This window comes from Mesorhizobium sp. B1-1-7, from assembly GCF_006442705.1.
Taxonomy (GTDB): domain Bacteria; phylum Pseudomonadota; class Alphaproteobacteria; order Rhizobiales; family Rhizobiaceae; genus Mesorhizobium; species Mesorhizobium opportunistum.
On the sequence record NZ_VFWQ01000020.1, the window covers coordinates 1 to 18,814 of the forward strand.

14 protein-coding genes and 1 pseudogene are annotated in these 18,814 nt (G+C 63.7%); 5 read left to right on the plus strand and 10 right to left on the minus strand.

Annotation, left to right across the window (positions count from 1 at the left end; translation table 11 throughout):
• Together FJ978_RS27560 and FJ978_RS27565 are read left to right on the plus strand one after the other, a co-directional pair.
• Positions 1 to 977, plus strand: a pseudogene (locus tag FJ978_RS27560) (phosphomannomutase/phosphoglucomutase); the annotation flags it as partial.
• Between the two features lie 192 nt (positions 978 to 1,169).
• Entirely contained in the window at positions 1,170 to 3,407 is a 2,238-nt protein-coding gene (locus FJ978_RS27565) for a mannose-1-phosphate guanylyltransferase/mannose-6-phosphate isomerase (RefSeq protein WP_140575729.1), read from the plus strand.
• A 213-nt stretch (positions 3,408 to 3,620) separates the two neighbouring features.
• On the opposite strand, the gene betB is transcribed toward FJ978_RS27565, so the two are convergent.
• The 5 genes from betB to betI are packed head-to-tail and all read right to left on the minus strand — an operon-like array spanning position 3,621 to position 9,896.
• Positions 3,621 to 5,084: a betaine-aldehyde dehydrogenase gene (betB, locus tag FJ978_RS27570; protein WP_140575732.1), complete on the minus strand. Its 1,464-nt coding sequence runs from the start codon at positions 5,082 to 5,084 to the stop codon at positions 3,621 to 3,623.
• 52 nt (positions 5,085 to 5,136) lie between these two features.
• Positions 5,137 to 6,789 carry a choline dehydrogenase gene (betA, locus tag FJ978_RS27575; RefSeq protein ID WP_140575734.1) on the minus strand — a complete coding sequence of 551 codons (1,653 nt, stop codon included), beginning with the start codon at positions 6,787 to 6,789 and terminating at the stop codon, positions 5,137 to 5,139.
• A complete protein-coding gene (locus FJ978_RS27580) occupies positions 6,782 to 7,783 on the minus strand; it encodes a threonine/serine dehydratase (RefSeq protein ID WP_140575737.1) in 1,002 nt (333 codons plus the stop codon). The genes betA and FJ978_RS27580 overlap by 8 nt, the downstream gene beginning before the upstream one ends.
• Positions 7,780 to 9,309, minus strand: a complete 1,530-nt coding sequence (gene betC / locus FJ978_RS27585) for a choline-sulfatase (RefSeq protein ID WP_140575740.1) — start codon at positions 9,307 to 9,309, stop codon at positions 7,780 to 7,782. Before betC ends, FJ978_RS27580 begins: the two co-directional genes overlap by 4 nt.
• A complete protein-coding gene (gene betI / locus FJ978_RS27590) occupies positions 9,306 to 9,896 on the minus strand; it encodes a transcriptional regulator BetI (RefSeq protein WP_140575742.1) in 591 nt (196 codons plus the stop codon). The genes betC and betI overlap by 4 nt, the downstream gene beginning before the upstream one ends.
• A gap of 198 nt (positions 9,897 to 10,094) precedes the next feature.
• Here betI and FJ978_RS27595 point away from each other — a divergent pair, with 198 nt between their 5' ends.
• Complete coding sequence (locus tag FJ978_RS27595; protein WP_140575745.1) at positions 10,095 to 11,261, plus strand: acetyl-CoA acetyltransferase; 1,167 nt, start codon at positions 10,095 to 10,097, stop codon at positions 11,259 to 11,261.
• A gap of 25 nt (positions 11,262 to 11,286) precedes the next feature.
• The gene (locus FJ978_RS27600) at positions 11,287 to 12,291 is read left to right on the plus strand and encodes an asparaginase (RefSeq protein WP_140575747.1); all 1,005 of its coding nucleotides are present in this window, start codon (positions 11,287 to 11,289) and stop codon (positions 12,289 to 12,291) included.
• A 9-nt stretch (positions 12,292 to 12,300) separates the two neighbouring features.
• Here FJ978_RS27600 and FJ978_RS27605 read toward each other — a convergent pair whose 3' ends face one another.
• Positions 12,301 to 13,677 carry a TIGR03808 family TAT-translocated repetitive protein gene (locus FJ978_RS27605; RefSeq protein WP_140575748.1) on the minus strand — a complete coding sequence of 459 codons (1,377 nt, stop codon included), beginning with the start codon at positions 13,675 to 13,677 and terminating at the stop codon, positions 12,301 to 12,303.
• A gap of 120 nt (positions 13,678 to 13,797) precedes the next feature.
• On the opposite strand from FJ978_RS27605, the gene greA reads away from it, so the two are divergent.
• Positions 13,798 to 14,271: a transcription elongation factor GreA gene (greA, locus tag FJ978_RS27610; protein WP_013896479.1), complete on the plus strand. Its 474-nt coding sequence runs from the start codon at positions 13,798 to 13,800 to the stop codon at positions 14,269 to 14,271.
• On the opposite strand, the gene FJ978_RS27615 is transcribed toward greA, so the two are convergent.
• From FJ978_RS27615 to FJ978_RS27630, 4 genes are all read right to left on the minus strand, one after another.
• Positions 14,268 to 14,657: a type II toxin-antitoxin system death-on-curing family toxin gene (locus FJ978_RS27615; protein WP_013896478.1), complete on the minus strand. Its 390-nt coding sequence runs from the start codon at positions 14,655 to 14,657 to the stop codon at positions 14,268 to 14,270. The two genes, greA and FJ978_RS27615, sit on opposite strands and share 4 nt — an antisense overlap.
• Positions 14,654 to 14,875 carry an AbrB/MazE/SpoVT family DNA-binding domain-containing protein gene (locus FJ978_RS27620; protein WP_013896477.1) on the minus strand — a complete coding sequence of 74 codons (222 nt, stop codon included), beginning with the start codon at positions 14,873 to 14,875 and terminating at the stop codon, positions 14,654 to 14,656. The genes FJ978_RS27615 and FJ978_RS27620 overlap by 4 nt, the downstream gene beginning before the upstream one ends.
• 74 nt (positions 14,876 to 14,949) lie before the next feature.
• The gene (scpA, locus tag FJ978_RS27625) at positions 14,950 to 17,070 is read right to left on the minus strand and encodes a methylmalonyl-CoA mutase (RefSeq protein WP_140575750.1); all 2,121 of its coding nucleotides are present in this window, start codon (positions 17,068 to 17,070) and stop codon (positions 14,950 to 14,952) included.
• Positions 17,067 to 18,509, minus strand: coding sequence for a methylmalonyl-CoA mutase subunit beta (locus FJ978_RS27630; protein ID WP_140575751.1), 1,443 nt, complete (start codon positions 18,507 to 18,509; stop codon positions 17,067 to 17,069). Before FJ978_RS27630 ends, scpA begins: the two co-directional genes overlap by 4 nt.
• Positions 18,510 to 18,814 lie beyond the last annotated feature (305 nt).

Below are 18,814 nucleotides of genomic sequence, written 5' to 3' on the forward strand. Positions count from 1 at the left end.
CCTATCTCGACGACCTGACCAGGGACAAGCGTATCGCGCGAAAGCTGAAAGTGGTCGCCGCCTGCGGCAACGGCACCGCCGGCGCCTTTGCCCCGGAAGCGTTGCAGCGCATCGGCTGCGAGGTGATCCCGCTCGATACCGAACTCGACCACACCTTCCCGCGCTACAACCCCAATCCCGAAGACATGCAGATGCTGCATGCCATAAGGGACAAGGTTTTGGAGACCGGCGCCGATGTCGGGCTGGGTTTTGACGGCGACGGCGACCGCTGCGGCGTCGTCGACAATGAAGGCAACGAGATTTTTGCCGACAAGGTCGGCGTGATGCTCGCGCGCGACATCTCCGGCCAGCACCCGGGTTCGACCTTCGTGGTCGACGTCAAGTCGACCGGGCTGTTCAACACCGACAGCGTGCTTAAGGCCAATGGCGCCGTCACCGACTACTGGAAGACCGGCCACTCCTACATCAAGCGGCGTGTCGCCGAACTCGGCGCCGTCGCCGGGTTCGAGAAATCGGGGCATTTCTTCTTCAACCCGCCGATCGGGCGCGGCTATGACGATGGGCTGGTCACGGCCATCGCCATCTGCCAGATGCTGGACCGCAACCCGGACAGCTCGATGGCCGACCTCTACCGTGCGCTGCCGCTGACCTTCGGCACGCCGACCATGTCGCCGCACTGCGCGGACGACGTGAAGTATGGCGTGGTCGAGCGGGTGGTCTCCGACTTTCAGGCGATGATGCGCGACGGCGCCGCTTTCGCCGGCCAGAAGATATCGGACCTGATCACCGTCAACGGCGTGCGTGTCGTCGCCGAGGATGGCACCTGGGGGCTGGTGCGGGCGTCTTCGAACAAGCCTGAGCTCGTCGTGGTCGTCGAAAGCCCGGTGTCGTCGCAGCGTCGCCGACAGATGTTCGAGGCCGTCGACGCCGTGCTGCGCCGCAGCCCCGAAGTCGGCGCCTACAACCAGACCTTCTGAGCTGTGATTCGGCCAGCCTGACCTCGATCTCGACGCGTGAGGCCGAAGCCACCATCACCAGTGGAAATGTCGCAGAACCGATCCCTGTCCACATCTCGAACCGATATGAGTTGCCGCATTTCCAATCGGACGAACACGGGCTAAAGGCTTGTGTCGGGCGCCAACCGCAGCTTTTTTGAATACGAGACCTGAATGACCGATCGAATTGTCAGTTTTGTCATGAGCGGCGGCGTCGGCTCGCGACTATGGCCGCTGTCCCGCGAGGACAATCCCAAGCAGTTCCATGACCTGTCGGGCGATGGCTCCATGCTGGCCAAGACCTTGCGCCGGCTGGCGGCAAGATCCGGCGGCGAAACGCCGATATTCCTGATCGCGTCGGAGCGCCACGCGGAACGTGTCCATGCCGACCTTGCCGGCCTGGATCTCGCCGGCGGCGGTCCGCTGTTCGAGCCCACGGGGCGAAACACCGCTGCCGCCGTCGCGCTGGCGACGCTGCGCACTTTGTCCGAGTTCGGCGACAGCCTCGTCCTGGTGGTGCCTTCGGACCACGAAATATCGACGGTAGGGCAATTCTGGCAGAGCATCGAGGCAGGGGCAGATGCGGCGCGCGCCGGCCGGCTTGTGGTGTTCGGCATAAAGCCGACACAGCCTGAAACCGGCTATGGCTATATCGAGGTCGCAGCCGAAAGCGGCGGTATTTTCGACGTTTCGCGCTTCGTCGAAAAGCCGGACCTCGCGACCGCCGAGAGCTATGTCAAAGCCGGAAGCTTCTACTGGAATACCGGCATCTTCCTGTTTCGCGCCGGCGCCATGCGCGACGCGTTCATCGCGTTCCAACCGGATATCTGGCAGGCCACCGAAGCGGCCTACAAGGCGGCGACATCGGATCTGTCCGGCCTCTATATGCCGCTCGAACTCTATGAGGCCATTCCGTCCAACTCGATCGACTACGCGGTCATGGAGCGGGCAAAAGACATCGCCATGGTGCCTGCGGGCTTCCGCTGGAACGACCTGGGCTCCTGGCAATCGCTCCTCGATGTCGGCCCTGCCGACGACCAGGGCAATGTCATCGTCGGCGATGTCGTCGCCATCGATTGCGAGAACTCCTACATCCGCAGTGACGGCAGCTTGCTGTCCGCGATCGGCATGAAGGATGTCGCCATCGTCTCAACTATCGACGCCACTTTCATCGCTCCGGTCAGCCACAGCCAGCACGTCAAGAAGATCGTCGAGCAGCTCGAGAAGAGTGGCCGGCTCGAAACACGGTTTACGCCTGCCCATGATCGGGTCATTGAAAGCGGCGCCTGGCGGCGGCGCGTGCATCACTGGCTGTTTCAGGAAACCTTGCCATTGTGGTCGACATCAGGTGTCGACGAGCGCCACGGCGGCTTCCATGAGGCGCTGGGTTTCGACGCCGAGCCGCTGATGAAGCCCAAGCGCATGCGCACCATGGCAAGGCAGGTCTATGCCTTCGCCGTCGCCAGCGCGCGCGGTTGGGACGGTCCTGCCGACCGGCTGATCGCACATGGCATCGACTTCATGGCAGGGAAGGGGCGCACCGACCGCGGCGGTTGGGTGCGCACGCTGAATGTCGACGGCTCCGTTGCCGATGCCACCGAGGATGCCTACGACCATTCCTGCGTTTTGCTGGCGCTGGCGCATGCACATATGTCGGGCAATCCGGTTGCCCTTCGGCTCGGCGAGGAAACCTTCGCTTTTCTCGATGCCCATCTCGAGGACAGCCGCATGACCGGATTCCTCGAGACATCGGACGGGGAGGGCGAGCGGCGCTCCAACCCGCACATGCATCTGCTCGAGGCTTTCCTGGCCTGGCATCAGGCCACCGGAGAGCGTGCCCATCTGCGCCGTGCCGCACGCATCATCGACCTTTTCCGCAGTCATTTCTTCGATCCTGAAAGCTGGACGCTCGGCGAATATTTCGACGCCGAATGGAAGCCGGCCGCTGGTGACAAGGGGCTCTGGACCGAGCCTGGCCATCACTTCGAGTGGGCTTCGCTGCTGGTCGATTTTGCCGAGCGCAGCGGCCAGGCCGAATTGCGCGGCTTCGCCAGGAAACTCTACGCCTCGGCAATCGCCAGCGGTCTCAACCGCGCCACAGGCCTTGCCTATGGCGCGGTCTCGCGGCAAGGCCTGCCGCTCGACCTGGCGTCACGCAGTTGGCCGCAGGCTGAAGCGGTCAAGGCGGCAATTGCGCTGAATGGCTCAGGCGGCCCCGATCTCAAGCCGGAAATCGAGGCGCGCGTCGGCCGGCTGTTCCGCTGGCACATCGATCCGGCGCCGCTGGGGCTGTGGATCGACCGCATCGACGAGCGCGGCCGCTCCTTGGCATCCGACGTTCCAGCCAGCATTTTCTATCATCTGGTCTGCGCGCTGACGCAGTATCTGGACGGGACGGCGGAGAAGGGGTGAGGCGCTCGCGGCGACGCCGAAGCTGCCGATCTCCCCCCTTGCGGGGGAGATGCCTGGCAAGGCAGAGGGGGGTGCTGTCCCGCCGGCTTCTCATCTCTCGGATGAATGGATCACACCAAAGGTTGGCGATCCTTCACACCCCCCTCTGTCCTGCCGGACATCTCCCCCGCAAGGGGGGAGATCGGCTGTGTCTCGGCTTTCGCCAATCGCCTCTCAATACGGGCTCGCCACGTCCCCCGTCTCGACGTAGACCGATTTCAGCTGCGAGTAGAGTGCCAGCGCCGCCAGCGAATTTTCCCGCCCTATGCCGGACTGCTTGAAGCCGCCGAACGGGATTTCGACCGGCGTCAGATTGTAGGTGTTGATCCAGCAGGTGCCCGCCTGCAGCTCGGAGATGACGCGGTGGGCGCGCGGCAGATCGCGGGTGAATACGCCCGCGGCAAGGCCGAATTCGGTGTCGTTGGCGCGGTCGATCACCTCGTCCTCGCCGTCGAACTTCAGCACGCTCATGACAGGTCCGAAAATCTCCTCCCGGGCGATGCGCATGGTGTCGGTGACGCCGGTGAACACGGTCGGCTCGACGAAGAAGCCGCCATCGAAACCTTGCAGCGAAGGCACGTTGCCGCCGCAAGCCAGCGTGGCGCCATCCTGCTTGCCGGTGCCGATATAGCCGACAACCTTCTCATGCTGCGCTTTCGAGACCAGCGGCCCCATCTGGGTCTCGGGATCGAGTGGATCGCCGATACGGATTTTCTTGGTCCGCTCGACCAGCCTTTCGACAAAGCGGTCGTGAATGCCGCTCTGCACGAAGACGCGCGTGCCGTTGGAGCAGATCTGGCCAGTCGAATAGAAATTGCCGAGCATGGCACCGCCAATGGCGTTTTCGATGTCGGCGTCGTCGAAGACGATCAGCGGCGACTTGCCGCCGAGCTCCATCGTCGCGTGCTTCATCTTTGAGCCGGCAAGCGCCAGCACCTTGCGGCCGGTCGGCACCGAGCCGGTCACCGAAACCTTGGCGACGACATCGTGGCCGACGAGGCCTGCGCCGACATCGCCATAACCCTGCACGACGTTGAACAGCCCGTCGGGCAGGCCGGCCTCGCTGTAGATCTCGGCCAGCGCCAGCGCCGACAGCGGTGTGTTTTCCGATGGCTTGAACACCATGGCGTTGCCCATGGCGAGTGCTGGCGCGGACTTCCAGCCGGCGATCTGGATCGGATAGTTCCAGGCGCCGATGCCGACGCAGACGCCGAGGGCCTCGCGCCGCGTATAGGCGAAGGGGCCGCCGAGGTCGACGGATTCGCCATTGTAGGCGGCGACCGCGCTTCCGAAATATTCAAGGCAATCGGCTGCTGAAGGCGCGTCCGCCACTAGAGTTTCCTGGATCGCCTTGCCGGTGTCGAGCGTCTCGATGCGGGCAAGGTCGGCGTTGCGGGCGCGCAAAATGTCGGCGGCGCGGCGCAGGATGCGGCCGCGCTCGACCGGCTTCAGCCGTGCCCAGGCGGGTTGTGCTGCCCGTGCGGCCTCGATGGCCAACTCAAGCACGTTCGGCGTCGCCGCGCGCAGCATGGCGATGGTCTCACCGGTGGCCGGATAGATGACCGGCAGTGGCGCGCCTTGCTCGTCGTCAACGTAGCGTCCGTTGACATAGTGCGATGCCGTGGGCTGGGCGCGCATGGGAAGTCTCCAAATTCTATTCGCCTGGGCCGGACGTTCGCCGGATCATGCTCTATCTGTCCGACGCCTGCCAGCGCGGATTGATCCATGGTTCCTGATTGGACGGCGCCAGCGGCGTGCGGCCCAGTATGTGGTCGGATGCCTTTTCGCCGGTCATGATCGACGGTGCATTGAGATTGCCGTTGGTGACGCGCGGGAAGATCGAGGAGTCCGCGACCCGCAATCCTTCGACGCCGATGACCCGGCACTCCGGATCGACGACGCTCATCGCATCGTCGGCGCGGCCCATCTTGCAGGTGCCGCAGGGATGGTAGGCGCTTTCGGCGTGATCCCGGATGAAGACATCGAGATCGTCGTCCGACTGCACGTGGCTGCCCGGCGAGATTTCCTGGCCGCGATAGGCATCGAATGCCTTCTGGCCGAAGATTTCGCGGGTCAGGCGGATGCAATGGCGGAACTCCGCCCAGTCGTCCGGATGCGACATGTAGTTGAAGCGGATCACTGGCTTCGATTTCGGATCCGGCGACCGCAGCGTCACCGAGCCGCGCGACTTCGAGCGCATCGGCCCGACATGCGCCTGGAAACCATGCGACTTGGCCGCCGCCTTGCCGTCATAGCGAACCGCCGCCGGGATGAAGTGGTACTGGATATCGGGATAGTCGATACCGGCGCGCGAACGCACGAAGGCGGCTGCCTCGAAATGGTTGGTGGCGCCGAGCCCAGACTTGAAGAACAGCCACTGCGCGCCGATGAGCGCCTTCGAGAACGGGTTCAGCACCGAATTAAGCGTGATCGGCTTGGTCGATTCCTGCTGGATGTAGAGCTCCATGTGATCCTGCAGATTGCGGCCGACGCCGGGCCTGTCGGCGAGCACGGCAATGCCGTTTTCGCGCAAATGCTCCGCCGGGCCGATGCCGGACAGCATCAGGATCTTGGGCGAATTGATCGACGAGGCGGCGACGATCACCTCGCGTCGCGCCTTAACGACCTGAATCTGTTTGTGAGCTTCGATCTCAACGCCGATGGCGCGTTGATTCTCGATGATCACCCGGCGGGCAAAGCCTTTGACCAGGCTAACGTTTTTGCGCCTGAGCGCCGGCCTCAGATAGGCTGATGCCGCCGACCAGCGGCGGCCGCCCTGGATGGTCTGCTCCATCGGCCCGAAGCCTTCCTGCTTCGATCCGTTGTAGTCGTCGGTCAATTCGAACCCGGCCTGGCGGCCGGCGTCGACGAAAGCGCCATAAAGTGGATTGCACCGTGAGCCGCGCTGCACGTGCAGCGGCCCGCCGCGACCACGCCAGCCATCCTCGCCGCCATCAGAATCTTCCATGCGCTTGAAGTAGGGAAGGACGTCGGCAAAGCCCCAGCCGGCCGCTCCCTGTTCGGCCCAATGGTCGAAGTCACGGGCGTGGCCGCGCACATAGACCATGCCGTTGATCGAGGATGAACCGCCGATCACCTTGCCGCGCGGCGTCGCCAGCACGCGGCCACCCAGATGCGGCTCCGGCTCGCTGGCAAAGCCCCAGTCGTAGAGGCTCATGTTGAGCGGGATCGACAGCGCCGACGGCATCTGGATCAGCGGGCCGATATCCGAGCCGCCGAACTCGATGACGATCACAGAATGCTTGCCGTCCTCCGACAGCCTGTAGGCCATGGCCGAGCCGGCCGAGCCGGAGCCGATGATGACGAAATCCGCTTCAAGCATGGTTCATATGCGCCATAAAATCGGCGAGCGAGACGTTGCCGCCAGTTGCCACCACGAGCACGGTCTTGCCCCGCACATCCACCTTGCCGCCGAGCAACGCCGCCAGCGACGCAGCGCCCGACGGTTCGAGCACCAGCTTCATCCGCTCGAAGGCGATTCGCATGGCGCGCCGCACCGATTGATCGTCGACCGTGATGCCGCGCACGCCGGCGGTCTTGACCGCCGCGAAGGGCGCGTCGCCCGGCCGCCGCGACATCAATCCGTCGCAGATCGACTTCGGGCCGATCGGCATGGTCTCGATGCTGCCATGCGCCAGCGATGAACCCATGCCATTGAAACCTTCGGGCTCGACGCCAATGATCTCGGTTGCCGGCGACAGATAATGGAATGCGAGCGACACGCCGCCGATCAGTCCGCCGCCGCCGACCGAGCAGAACAACAGGTCGGCGCTGGCATCCTTGGCCGAGAGCTGGTCGAGCGCCTCGAGGCCCGCGCCCGCCTGGCCGGCGACGATCTCCGGATCGTCGAACGGATGCAGCAGTGCCAGGCGTTCTGTCTCGGCGATCTCGCGCGCCTTGGCGGCGGCAACCTCTTCGCGCGCGCGCTCGCCATGATCGGTCAGCACGACGCGGGCTCCATAGCCTGCGGTGGCGTCGCGCTTGGCGGCCGGCGCATCGATTGGCATGACGATGGTGACCGGAATGCCGAGCGCCTGGCCGGCGGCCGCCAGCCCCTGCGCGAAATTGCCGGAGGAATAGGCAACGACGCCCTTCTTCGCCTCCTCGGCGGAAAGCCGCTTCAGCCGCCAATAGGCGCCGCGTATCTTGAACGAGCCAGCCCATTGCAGCGATTCCGGCTTGATGAAGATGCGGGCCGCACCGGTCTCGCGGGCAAGGGCTGCCGATTCCAGCAGCGGCGTGATCTGCGTCGCTCTGGATGTGACCGCATAAGCCTGCTTGAGATGGTCGAGGGAGGGGACAAGACTTGTCATCATTCGCCTCGCGGATACCTTTTGCTTTCCTCGAGATTGTCGAGATTCATGTGGTTGCGCATGTAGCGCTCGGATGCCTTCTGCAGCGGCTGGAAATCCCAGGGGTAATAGGCGCCGTTGCGCAGCGCCGGATAGACGACCCAGCGCCTCGCCTGGCTTTCGCGCACGGCGGCGTCGAATTTGGCCATGTCCCAGCGCGCCCGGACCTTATCCATGAACGCCGACACCAACGCCGCCTTGGCCGGTTCGTCGGCCAGATTGACCCGCTCCAGCGGATCGGCTTCGAGATCGAACAGCTGCGGCGGGTCGAGCTCGCAGTGGATGAACTTGTATCTGCCGTCGCGGATCGCCACCAGCGGCGCGTAGGAGCCTTCGGCGGCATATTCGATCAACACAGGGCCGCTGCGTTGCCCACCCTTGGTGAGCGGCAGCAGCGACTGGCCGTCGGTCCACGGCGCGATTGCATCGATGTCGATGCCGGCGAGGTCACAGAGCGTCGGCGTCACGTCGAGATTGGAGACCGGCGCCTCGATCAGCCCGGCCGGCACGCCTTTGCCGGCGATCATCAGCGGCACCCGCGCCGAGCCCTCGAAGAAGCTCATCTTGAACCACAGGCCGCGCTCGCCAAGCATGTCGCCATGGTCCGAGCAGAACAGGATGATGGTGTCGTCGAGCATGCGCGTGCGCTTGAGGACGTCCAGAACCTCTCCGAGCTTGTCGTCGACATAGGAGATGTTGGCGAAATAACCGCGCCGCGAGCGACGCACCTGCTCGGGCGTGATCTCGAAGGACGGATAATCGCTGGCGAGGTACAGCCGCTGCGAATGCGTGTCCTGTTCGTCCTGCGCGATAAAACCCGTTTCCGGGTCGAGCGCCTGGCAATGCTCGTAGAGATCCCAATACTGCTTGCGCGCGACATAGGGGTCGTGGGGATGCGACAGCGAAACGGTGAGACACCAGGGCCGATGGTGCGCATCGTCCTGCTCGCGCGAAAGCTGGTAGAGCTTCTGCGTGGCCAGGAACACGACCTCATCGTCATATTCCATCTGGTTGGTGGTCTCGGCGACGCCGGCGCCGGTGACCGAACCCAGATTGTGATACCACCATTCGATGCGTTCGCCGGGTTTGCGGTAGTCCGGCGTCCAGCCGAAGTCAGCCGGATAGATGTCGGTGGTCAAGCGCTCCTCGAACCCATGCATCTGGTCCGGCCCGACGAAATGCATCTTGCCAGAGAGGCAGGTGTAATAGCCGGCGGCGCGCAGATGGTGGGCGAAGGTCGGGATCGACGAGGCGAATTCGGCCGCATTGTCATAGACCCCCGTGCGCGACGGCAACTGACCGCTCATGAATGAGGCACGGCCCGGTGCGCAGAGCGGCGAGGCGGTGTAATTGTTGGCAAAGCGTGCCGAGCGGGCAGCGAGCGCCCTGAGATGCGGCACGTGCAGGAAGTCCGCCGGCCCGTCCGGAAACAAGGTTCCGTTGAGCTGATCGACCATGACGATCAGGAAATTGGGTCGCTTCGCTGTCACTGCTTCCGCCGCTCGCCGAGTTTGGTTTCGAGATAGTCTTCGACCAGCGCGATCGCGGTCGCGGCGTCGGGCACGCCGTCCTTCAACGCCCGCCTGATATAGAGCCCGTCGATCATCGCCGCGGTCGCCTCGGCGGCGCGGTCGGCCTCGGCCCTGGGCAGGATGCCGATAAGCCCGCTCATCAGGTTCGAGTGCAGCCGCCGGGCATAGACCCTGAGCAGGCGGCGCAGCGCGAACGACTTCTGCGCCTCGACGTAGAAGGCGAGCCATGCGGCGATGGTTTGCGGCTGGAACTGGATGTCGGAGAAGTTGACGGCCACCACCGCCGAAACGCGTTCACGCGGGGAAGCGGCGGATTGAAGAGCGCGCCGCATGTCGATGGTCAGTTCGGCCAGGATGTGCCGCATCGTCGCCAGCAGCAATTCGTCCTTGGCGCCGAAATAGTGATGGGCAAGTGCCGAGGACACGCCGGCGCGTCCGGCAATCTCGGACATGGTCACGTCGAGCGACCCGCGCTCGCCGATCGCAGAGATCGTCGCGTCGATGAGCGCCTTGCGGCGTAGTGGCTCCATTCCGATTTTCGGCATGCTGTTCCCGGCTTTTGCGGGGCAGATTATTTTTTATTGACGCGTCAATCAACAAAAAATCGACGCTGGCGCGACCTGCACCAAGCGATTGTCTGGTTCCGGCCCTTCACGGGCGAGGCAAGAATGTTTATATTTGAACAATAAAGGCGACGTGAGCCGTAAGCCTGTGCCAGGCTGGCGCCAAGGATGGAGAACGCCATGACCGCATGCATCGTCGGATGGGCGCATTCGCGCTTTGGCAAGCTCGAAGGCGAAACGCTCGAAAACCTGATCGTCAAGGTGGCGACCGACGCACTCGACCATGCCGGCATCGGTCCGGACGAGGTCGACGAGATCGTGCTCGGTCACTTCAATGCCGGCTTTTCGGCGCAGGATTTCACCGCCAGCCTGGTGCTCCAGGCCGACGACCGGCTGCGCTTCAAGCCGGCGACACGCGTCGAGAACGCTTGCGCCACCGGGTCGGCGGCGGTCAGGCAAGGCATCCGCGCCATCGACGCCAATGCTGCTCGCGTTGTGCTAGTGGTCGGCGCCGAGCAGATGACGACGACGCCCGGCCCCGAAATCGGCAAGAACCTGTTGAAGGCCTCCTATCTGCCCGAGGACGGCGAGACGCCAGCCGGTTTCGCCGGCGTCTTCGGCAAGATCGCGCAAGCCTATTTCCAGCGCTATGGCGACCAGTCCGACGCGCTCGCCATGATCGCCGCCAAGAACCACAAGAACGGCGTCGACAATCCCTATGCGCAGATGCGCAAGGATTTCGGCTACGAGTTCTGCCGTCAGGAAAGCGAGAAGAACCCCTTTGTCGCCGGTCCCCTCAAGCGTACCGACTGTTCGCTGGTTTCGGACGGCGCCGCCGCACTTGTCCTTGCCGACACGGCAACGGCACTGAAGATGCGCCGTGCGGTTGCCTTCCGCGCGAACGAACATGTGCAGGACTTCCTGCCGATGTCGAAGCGCGATATCCTGTCGTTCGAAGGCTGCGAGCAGGCCTGGACCCGGGCACTGAAGAGTGCCGGCGTGACGCTCGACGATCTCTCTTTCGTCGAGACGCATGACTGCTTCACCATTGCCGAACTGATCGAGTATGAAGCGATGGGCCTTGCCAGGCCGGGCGAGGGCGCGAAGCTCGCGCTGGACGGCACCACGGCCAAGGACGGCCGCCTGCCGGTCAACCCCTCCGGTGGATTGAAGGCCAAGGGCCATCCGATCGGCGCCACCGGTGTCTCCATGCACGTGCTGACCGCCATGCAGCTTGTCGGCGAGGCCGGCGGCATCCAGGTGCCCGGCGCAAAGCTCGGCGGCATCTTCAACATGGGCGGTGCTGCGGTCGCCAACTACGTTTCCATTCTCGACCGGATCAGGTAAACCGCCCGCATCTACGGGAAGTGGCATGACAAATCCGGTTCTGATCGAAGTCTTGCGCGGCGCCATCGTCGAGAGCGTGCATCGCGGGGCCGTCGCGGTCTTCGATGCCGACGGCAAGCCGTTGCTGGAGATCGGCGACACCTCGAAACCGGTGTTTCCACGCTCCGCGGTCAAGGCGATCCAGGCCTTGCCGCTGGTCGAAACGGGTGCTGCGGATGCCTATGGCTTCGGTGACCGCGAACTGGCACTCGCCTGTGCGTCCCATTCGGGCGAGCCGGCGCATGTCGAGCTGGCACGTTCGATGTTGGCCAGGGCCGGGCTGGATGGCTCAGCGCTCGAATGCGGTGCGCATTGGCCCTCGAACCACGACGCGGAGATTGCGCTCGCTCGGGCCGGCGGCTCGCCCAACGCGCTGCACAACAACTGCTCCGGTAAGCATTCCGGCTTCCTCTGTACCTGCGTACACTCCGGCATCGCGCATCGCGGCTACGTCAAGGCGGGACACGCTCTGCAGGAGATGGTGTGCGACGTCATGCAGGCGGTTACAGGCGCTGTCCACGGCGCGGATGAGCGGGCGACCGATGGCTGTTCGATCCCGACCTATGCCGTGCCGCTCAGGAGTTTCGCGCTCGGCTTTGCCCGCATGGCCACCGCACGAGGCTTTGGCCCAGAGCGGGCGAAGGCCGCAAAGCGGCTGCTGTCGGCCTGCATGGCGGAACCGTTCTTTGTCGCCGGCACCGGCCGTGCCGATGTCGCTTTGATGGAAGCCGCGCCCGGACGGATTTTTGCGAAAGGCGGCGCCGAAGGTGTCCACTGTAGCGCGATACCCGAGCTTGGCCTCGGCATAGCGATCAAATGCGATGACGGCGCCGGCCGCGCCGGCGAGGCCATGGCTGCCGCCGTCCTTGCCAAGCTGCTGCATGCGGACGAGGCCCTGTCGGCGAAGCTGGCCGCAATGGCAAACGCCCCGATCGAAAGCCGGATCGGCGCCAAGGTCGGAGCGCTGAGGCCGACCGCTGCTCTCAATTGAGGACGGTCTTCAGCTGACGTGATTGCGCTCGACGGTCAGATGGGCATAGCCGGTATTGTCGGATGACGTCAGGTCGCCTGTCGCGGGATCGGCCCAACGCTGGCCAACGATGGCGCCCTTCAGCGCGCCGTCGATGACGTTATCGGAGATGATGGCCGTACCGGCGCCCTCGACCACACTGACGACGATGCCGGTTCCAGCCTTGCGGATGATGTTGCCGGTGGCAACGACATTGCGCAGGTACGGCCCCCAGCCGATCTGCATGCCGTAGAGCGGTGCGTTCTCGATGACGTTGTTGGAAACGGTGGTGTCGGCCTCGACGCCGATGCCAACGCCGAACCCGGGCGCGTCGGCGGGATAGGGGCCGCTGGTCGACAGATTGCGCACGATGTTGCCCGAGCAGACACCCATGCGGCCGCCTTCGTTGAAGTTGACGATCGAGATGCCGTTGGCCGCGCCGTCGACGATGTTGTTGCTGATGACGGCTCCCTCGAAGGAGAATTCGGAATAGACGGCCGTTTCGCCCGAGCGCGAGCAGGTGTTGCCTGACACCTGCAGGTTGCTGGAACTGTTGGCGCGGATCGCCGAAAAAGCGCAGTCGGAGACGACATTTCCCGAGATGATGACATTTCCGGCCCGGAAGGCGTTGATGCCGTTGCCGTTCTGGCCGGTTCCGCCGCTGCGCGCGCCGATGCGTTCGACGCGGTTGCCGGTGACCATGGTGCCGTCTTCCGCCGCCTGCCAGCGGTGCACGAGGATGCCGCCATTGGCACAGTCGGAGACGGTGTTGGCGGTGATCGACAGGCCGGCGGCTTCGACCGAATAGATGCCGGCATCGGCGGCGCCCGATATGTCCGAGCGTTCGATGCGGCCCGCGGCGTGTTCCAGCGCAAGCCCGTTCTTGCCGCTGCCGGTTACCTGGCAATTGTCGACGACCAGATGCGCGACCCGGCGCAGATCGAGCAGTCCTTGCGCATAATCGCCCATCGAGCGGTTCGAACCATCGAAGACCAGCCCGCTCAGTTCGATATGGTCGGCCTGTTCGGCCATGAACAGATGGCCGTCGCCGCCATAGACGATCCGCGTTGCACCCGGCACGCCCGAAAGACGCACGCGGCTGGGCAGCGAAAGATTGGATACCACATAGGTGCCGGCCGGCAGGAACACCGGCATATCGCGGCTGTTTGCGTCGCGCAGCAGCTTGGCAAAGGCTTTGCTCTGGTCGTCGAAAGTGCCGGGCTGCACGCCGAGTTCGGTGGCGTTGATCGAGCCGCGCATCGAGGCTTTCTCGATGCCGGCAAGGCTGGCGGCCGCCGCCTTGCCAAGCGAGAGGCCGATGACGGCAAAGCCGGCGGTCTGCGTCAGCAGCGTTCGTCTGTTCAACATCGGCACAGGTCCTGGTGTTCAACCCTGGCAGCGCAGGAATCGTGCCAGACCCTCTGTTCCTCTTGGCGAGGGTATCGGCCATGGCTTGTCGAACGGCCGACCGGCGCCTAAGTTCACATAATGAGCAGAGCTTTTACACGCGAGGAAGATAGCGAAAACGCCATCGCCGGCGTCGGCGAGCGGCCTATCAGCACGCACCGCAATCTGGTGACGGAGCGTGGTTTGGCGCAGATCGAGGACAATCTGAGCGATTTGCGCGACATTCTGGCGAAAGCCGAACGGAAAGGCGACCGCGAGCGCATAGCGGTGGTATCGCGCGACCTGCGCTACTGGAACGCGAGGCGTGAAAGTGCCGAATTGTCCGTGCCCGAGCCGGGCAGCGACCTCGTTCGCTTCGGCATGGGCGTCACGCTCGAGGGCGATGACGGCAGGAAAGTGCACTGGAAGATCGTCGGCGAGGATGAAGCAAACCCTTCGAAGGGTTCAATTTCGCATGTTTCGCCGATGGCCGTGGCTCTGTTCGGCAAGAAGGTCGGCGAGGTCGTCACGGTCAACGGCAAGGAATGGGAGATCGTCAAGCTCTCGGATGGCTAATCCTTGAGCTTGACAACATGATCGCGGAAGAACGCCACCGCTCCTGTTTCGTCAATTTCCCCGGATGCGACAGCCATGACGAATTCGTAAAGCGTGCCGTTGTCGGCTGCCAAGGCATGGCCGTTCACGATTAAAAATGCGCCAGCGGCCACGATGGCAGTCCGCTTATTGCCGTCAACAAAGGCATGGTTCCTGGCAATGCCGAAGACGTAGGCGGCTGCAAGATCCTCGACTGTTGGATCTCCGTAATTGGCCTTGTTCTCGGCGCGGGCAAGCGCCGATTCAAGAGCATTTTCATCTCTCAAACCTTGCACCCCGCCATGCCTGCGCAATTGCTCTGCATGCATCGCTTCGACCGCGCGCCGGGTCAGGAACTCCCAGCTCATTCGGCGAGCTTCTGAAGCGCGACCTTGTATTTGTCCATGACCTTGCGAGCAGCTTCCATCTGCCGCTCGAAACTGTCGTCCACCGGCTCAAGGGTAATGCCCTTGTCCGTTTCGATGATCTGAAGCTGATCACCTGTCTTCATATTCAGTCGGCCGAGCAGCTCCTTCGGCAGGATCACGCCTTCGGAATTGCCGATCTTGCGAATGATCGTATTCATGACGGATTATCCTGTTGCAATATCGATTATAACTCGATCGTCGCTTTGTTGCAACAGATATTATAACAAACCTGCTACGCCGACAGCAACCGATCCATTAACCGATCTGCCGCTTCCGGAATAACCGTGCCCGGCGGGAAGATCTCGGCAGCGCCAGCCCGCAGCACCGCCTCATAGTCCTGTGGCGGGATGACGCCGCCGGCCACGATCAGCATGTCGCCTTGGCCGAGCTTTTTCAGCGCGTCACGCAATTCGGGGATCAGTGTCAGGTGCCCGGCCGCCAGCGATGAGGCGCCGATAATATGGACGTCATGCTCGACCGCCAGTTTCGCGATCTCTTCCGGTGTCTGGAACATCGCGCCGACCGTGACGTCGAAGCCGAGATCGGCGAAGGCCGTGGCGATCACCTTCTGCCCGCGGTCGTGCCCGTCCTGTCCCATCTTGGCCACCAGGATGCGCGGTTTGCCGCCAAATTTCTTCTCGAAGGCATCGAGCTTGTCCTGCAGCCCGTCGACCACCGGATTGTCGCCAAGCGCCTTGCGATAGACGCCGGAAATGGTCTGCACCGTAGCAATGTGCCGGCCGAAGACTTTCTCCAGGGCAAACGAGATTTCGCCGACCGTGGCATTGGCGCGCGCGGCGCGGATGGCGAATTCCAGCAGGTTTTCATTGCCCTGCGCGGCACGGGTCAGCGCGTCGAGCGCGCTTTCGACGGCGGCGACGTCGCGTGTGCCCTTCAGCCGCTGCAGCTTCGACAATTGCCGGGCCCTGACCTCGGCATTGTCGATCTTGAGCACGTCGACCGCGATGTCGTTCTCCGGCCGATGCGCATTGACCCCGACCAGCATCTGCTCGCCGGAATCGATGCGTGCCTGCGTGCGCGCCGCCGCTTCCTCGATGCGCAGCTTCGGAATGCCCTGCTCGGTTGCGGCGGCCATGCCGCCAAGCGCCTCGACCTCCTCGATATGGGTCAGCGCGCGCGCCGCCAGGTCGTGCGTCAGCCGTTCGAGGTAAGCCGACCCGCCCCACGGATCGATGATGCGGGTGGTGCCGGATTCCTTCTGCAGGATGAGCTGCGTGTTGCGGGCGATGCGCGCCGAATGGTCGGTCGGCAGCGCCATCGCCTCGTCGAAGGAGTTGGTGTGCAGCGACTGGGTGTGGCCCTGCGTGGCCGCCATCGCCTCGATCATGGTGCGGATGATGTTGTTGTAGGGGTCCTGCGCCGTCAGCGACCAGCCGGACGTCTGGCAATGGGTGCGCAGCGATAGCGAGCGCTCGTCCTTTGGCGCAAAATTCTTCTTCATCAAGGTCGCCCACAGCAGGCGCGCGGCCCTGAGCTTGGCGACTTCCATGAAGAAGTTCATGCCGATCGCCCAGAAGAAGGACAGGCGCGGCGCGAAGCGGTCGATATCAAGGCCCGCCGCAACACCGGCACGGGCATATTCGATGCCGTCGGCGATCGTATAGGCAAGCTCCAGGTCGGCCGTCGCACCCGCTTCCTGCATGTGGTAGCCGGAGATCGATATCGAATTGAACTTCGGCATGTTCTTCGACGTGTAGGAGAAGATGTCCGAAACGATCCGCATCGATGGTTTTGGCGGGTAGATGTAAGTGTTGCGGACCATGAACTCCTTCAGAATGTCGTTCTGAATGGTGCCCGCCAGATCCTTTTGCGCGACGCCCTGTTCTTCCGCGGCGACGATGTAAAGCGCCATGATCGGCAGCACCGCGCCATTCATCGTCATCGACACAGTCATCTCGCCGAGCGGAATCCCGTCGAAGAGTTGCCGCATGTCGAGCATGGAATCGATGGCGACGCCCGCCATGCCGACATCGCCGGCGACGCGCGGATGGTCGCTGTCATAGCCGCGATGGGTGGCGAGATCGAAGGCGACCGACAGGCCTTTCTGGCCGGCGGCCAGATTGCGCCGGTAGAAGGCGTTGGACTCCTCGGCCGTCGAGAAGCCGGCATATTGCCGGATCGTCCACGGCTGCTGGACATACATGGTCGGGTAGGGGCCCCGCACGAAGGGCGGCAGGCCCGGATAGGTATCGAGAAATGGCAGGCCCTTGAGGTCGGCCTGACTGTACAGATGCTTGACGGCGAGACCTTCCGGCGTCGTCCGCTGCCCCTTGACCTCGGCGGGTGCCCGCCGTGGCGGCGTCCAGCCGATCTGACTGAAATCCGGAATCAAGAAGCAACCCCGATGGATTGGTCGATGCGTACGGGAAACAGCGGTTCGCACAGGACGATGCCTTCGGTGAAGGCTGGCCGATGCTGCGCGTCCAGCGTCTCGACCGGACGTTCGCCCTGCTGCGGATAGAGCGTGGTGCCGATCAGGGCCCGCTCGCCTGTCTTGAAGGCGGCGTCGCGCCGCGCGGCGGCAGCACGGACGCGGCGCTGGATGTGCCCGCCCTGAAGGCTGGACAGCACACCTCCTTCAGCCTCGATCGCCTGCAACTCCGCCCACGCCGCCTCGCAGAGATCGGTGGTCAAGGCTTCGACAGCGCCTGAACCAAAGGCAGGATCGGCAACATGATCGACATGGCTTTCATTGGCCATGATCAACTGCGCGTTGCGTGCGACGCGGCGGGCAAAAGGTGCCGGCAGGCCGTGTGCGATCGTATGCGGCAGGATGGAGATTGAATCGGCGCCCCCCGCGGCTGCGGCGAAGCAGCCGATCGTCGTGCGCAGTATGTTGGTTTCCGGGTCCAGGGCGGTCATCATGCGAAACGATGTCTCGGCATGGATGTTGGCCGTGGAATTGGGGATCGAGCAGGCCTCCTGCACCCGCGCCCACAGCCTGCGCAGTGCCCGGACCTTGGCCATAGAAAGGAACTGGTCCTGGTCGACGCTGAGCGCGAAGCCGATATGGGGTGCGGCATAGACGAGCGGCTGCCGCGCCTTTTCGAACATTCTCAGATACGAGACCGCCGAAGCCAGCATGATGCCGAGCTCCTGCGCTTCCGTTGCGCCGGCATTGTGGAAGACGCGTCCATCCGCCTCGAGCAGCACGCCCGGAACGCCCATCGAGAAGAAATGCGCCAGCGATTGCGGCATCGATTCCTGCAGCGCCTCGATCGACATGCGCAGCCGGCCGGTTCCGGCAAGGATTGCCGCCGGGTCGATGCCGAACGAAAGGTTGAGCTTTGCCGGATCGGAGCGGCGCTTGCTCAGGAACGCCACCAGCCAGTCGGCCATCGGGCGGCTCCAGGGATGGGTGTCGATTCGGATCTGGACGCGGTTGAGGGGCACGCCGTCCAGCACCGTCTCCAGTGCCTGCGCCGTCCTCGGCAGGCCGTAGCCGAATGCGTTCGGAGCCCCTTCGAAGACCAGCGACAGTCCGGTCGCGCCCTGTGCGATGTCTTCCAGGGCCTGGGCCTTGGCGCGATCTATATCGGGGTCGTCGACGCGCTGGCTGACGATCCAGGGCGATCGGGGATTGGTGCGTACGATCGGCTCGGTTCCGGTCGCGCGGTCGTAGAGCGGCTCGATGCGGATGTTGTCGTCGGTGTGCGAGACCAGCTTTTCCTCGAAGGACGCACCGGCCAGCGCCTTTTCCGCCAAGGCCAGCCATCGCTGGCGCTCGGCATCCGCTGGTTCTGCATTCCTGGTCAAGGCTCCGGCGCCCATCCATTTTCCTCGCTTTACGTGGCCGCACCAGCCCGGGTCACTTCAGTCTACGGTCCCCGGTCGGTTATCGCAATGCAATGTGCTTCCAGGTCTCGAATTCGATCCCTTCAGATATAGGTTCGCCTGCGTGGACGAACCATGAACGATTGCCAAACACCAGCAAAATCCGCAAGTTCCATAAATCCGATTTCCGCGATTGGTCCGATTTGGACGATTGGCCCGGACGTTTGGCCCGGACATTTGGCCCGGACATTTGGCATTGTCGCTGCGCGGCAGCCTGACTATACCTGCGGCTTGGCCATTGG

Bases quoted from the DNA above. Each gene is read 5' to 3' on its own strand.
- FJ978_RS27565 (WP_140575729.1), top strand. From the start codon at position 1,170: ATGACCGATCGAATTGTCAGTTTTGTCATGAGCGGCGGCGTCGGCTCG.
- betB (WP_140575732.1), bottom strand. From the start codon at position 5,084: ATGCGCGCCCAGCCCACGGCATCGCACTATGTCAACGGACGCTACGTT.
- betA (WP_140575734.1), bottom strand. From the start codon at position 6,789: ATGCTTGAAGCGGATTTCGTCATCATCGGCTCCGGCTCGGCCGGCTCG.
- FJ978_RS27580 (WP_140575737.1), bottom strand. From the start codon at position 7,783: ATGATGACAAGTCTTGTCCCCTCCCTCGACCATCTCAAGCAGGCTTAT.
- betI (WP_140575742.1), bottom strand. From the start codon at position 9,896: ATGCCGAAAATCGGAATGGAGCCACTACGCCGCAAGGCGCTCATCGAC.
- FJ978_RS27595 (WP_140575745.1), top strand. From the start codon at position 10,095: ATGACCGCATGCATCGTCGGATGGGCGCATTCGCGCTTTGGCAAGCTC.
- FJ978_RS27600 (WP_140575747.1), top strand. From the start codon at position 11,287: ATGACAAATCCGGTTCTGATCGAAGTCTTGCGCGGCGCCATCGTCGAG.
- FJ978_RS27605 (WP_140575748.1), bottom strand. From the start codon at position 13,677: ATGTTGAACAGACGAACGCTGCTGACGCAGACCGCCGGCTTTGCCGTC.
- greA (WP_013896479.1), top strand. From the start codon at position 13,798: ATGAGCAGAGCTTTTACACGCGAGGAAGATAGCGAAAACGCCATCGCC.
- FJ978_RS27615 (WP_013896478.1), bottom strand. From the start codon at position 14,657: ATGAGCTGGGAGTTCCTGACCCGGCGCGCGGTCGAAGCGATGCATGCA.
- FJ978_RS27620 (WP_013896477.1), bottom strand. From the start codon at position 14,875: ATGAATACGATCATTCGCAAGATCGGCAATTCCGAAGGCGTGATCCTG.
- FJ978_RS27630 (WP_140575751.1), bottom strand. From the start codon at position 18,509: ATGGGCGCCGGAGCCTTGACCAGGAATGCAGAACCAGCGGATGCCGAG.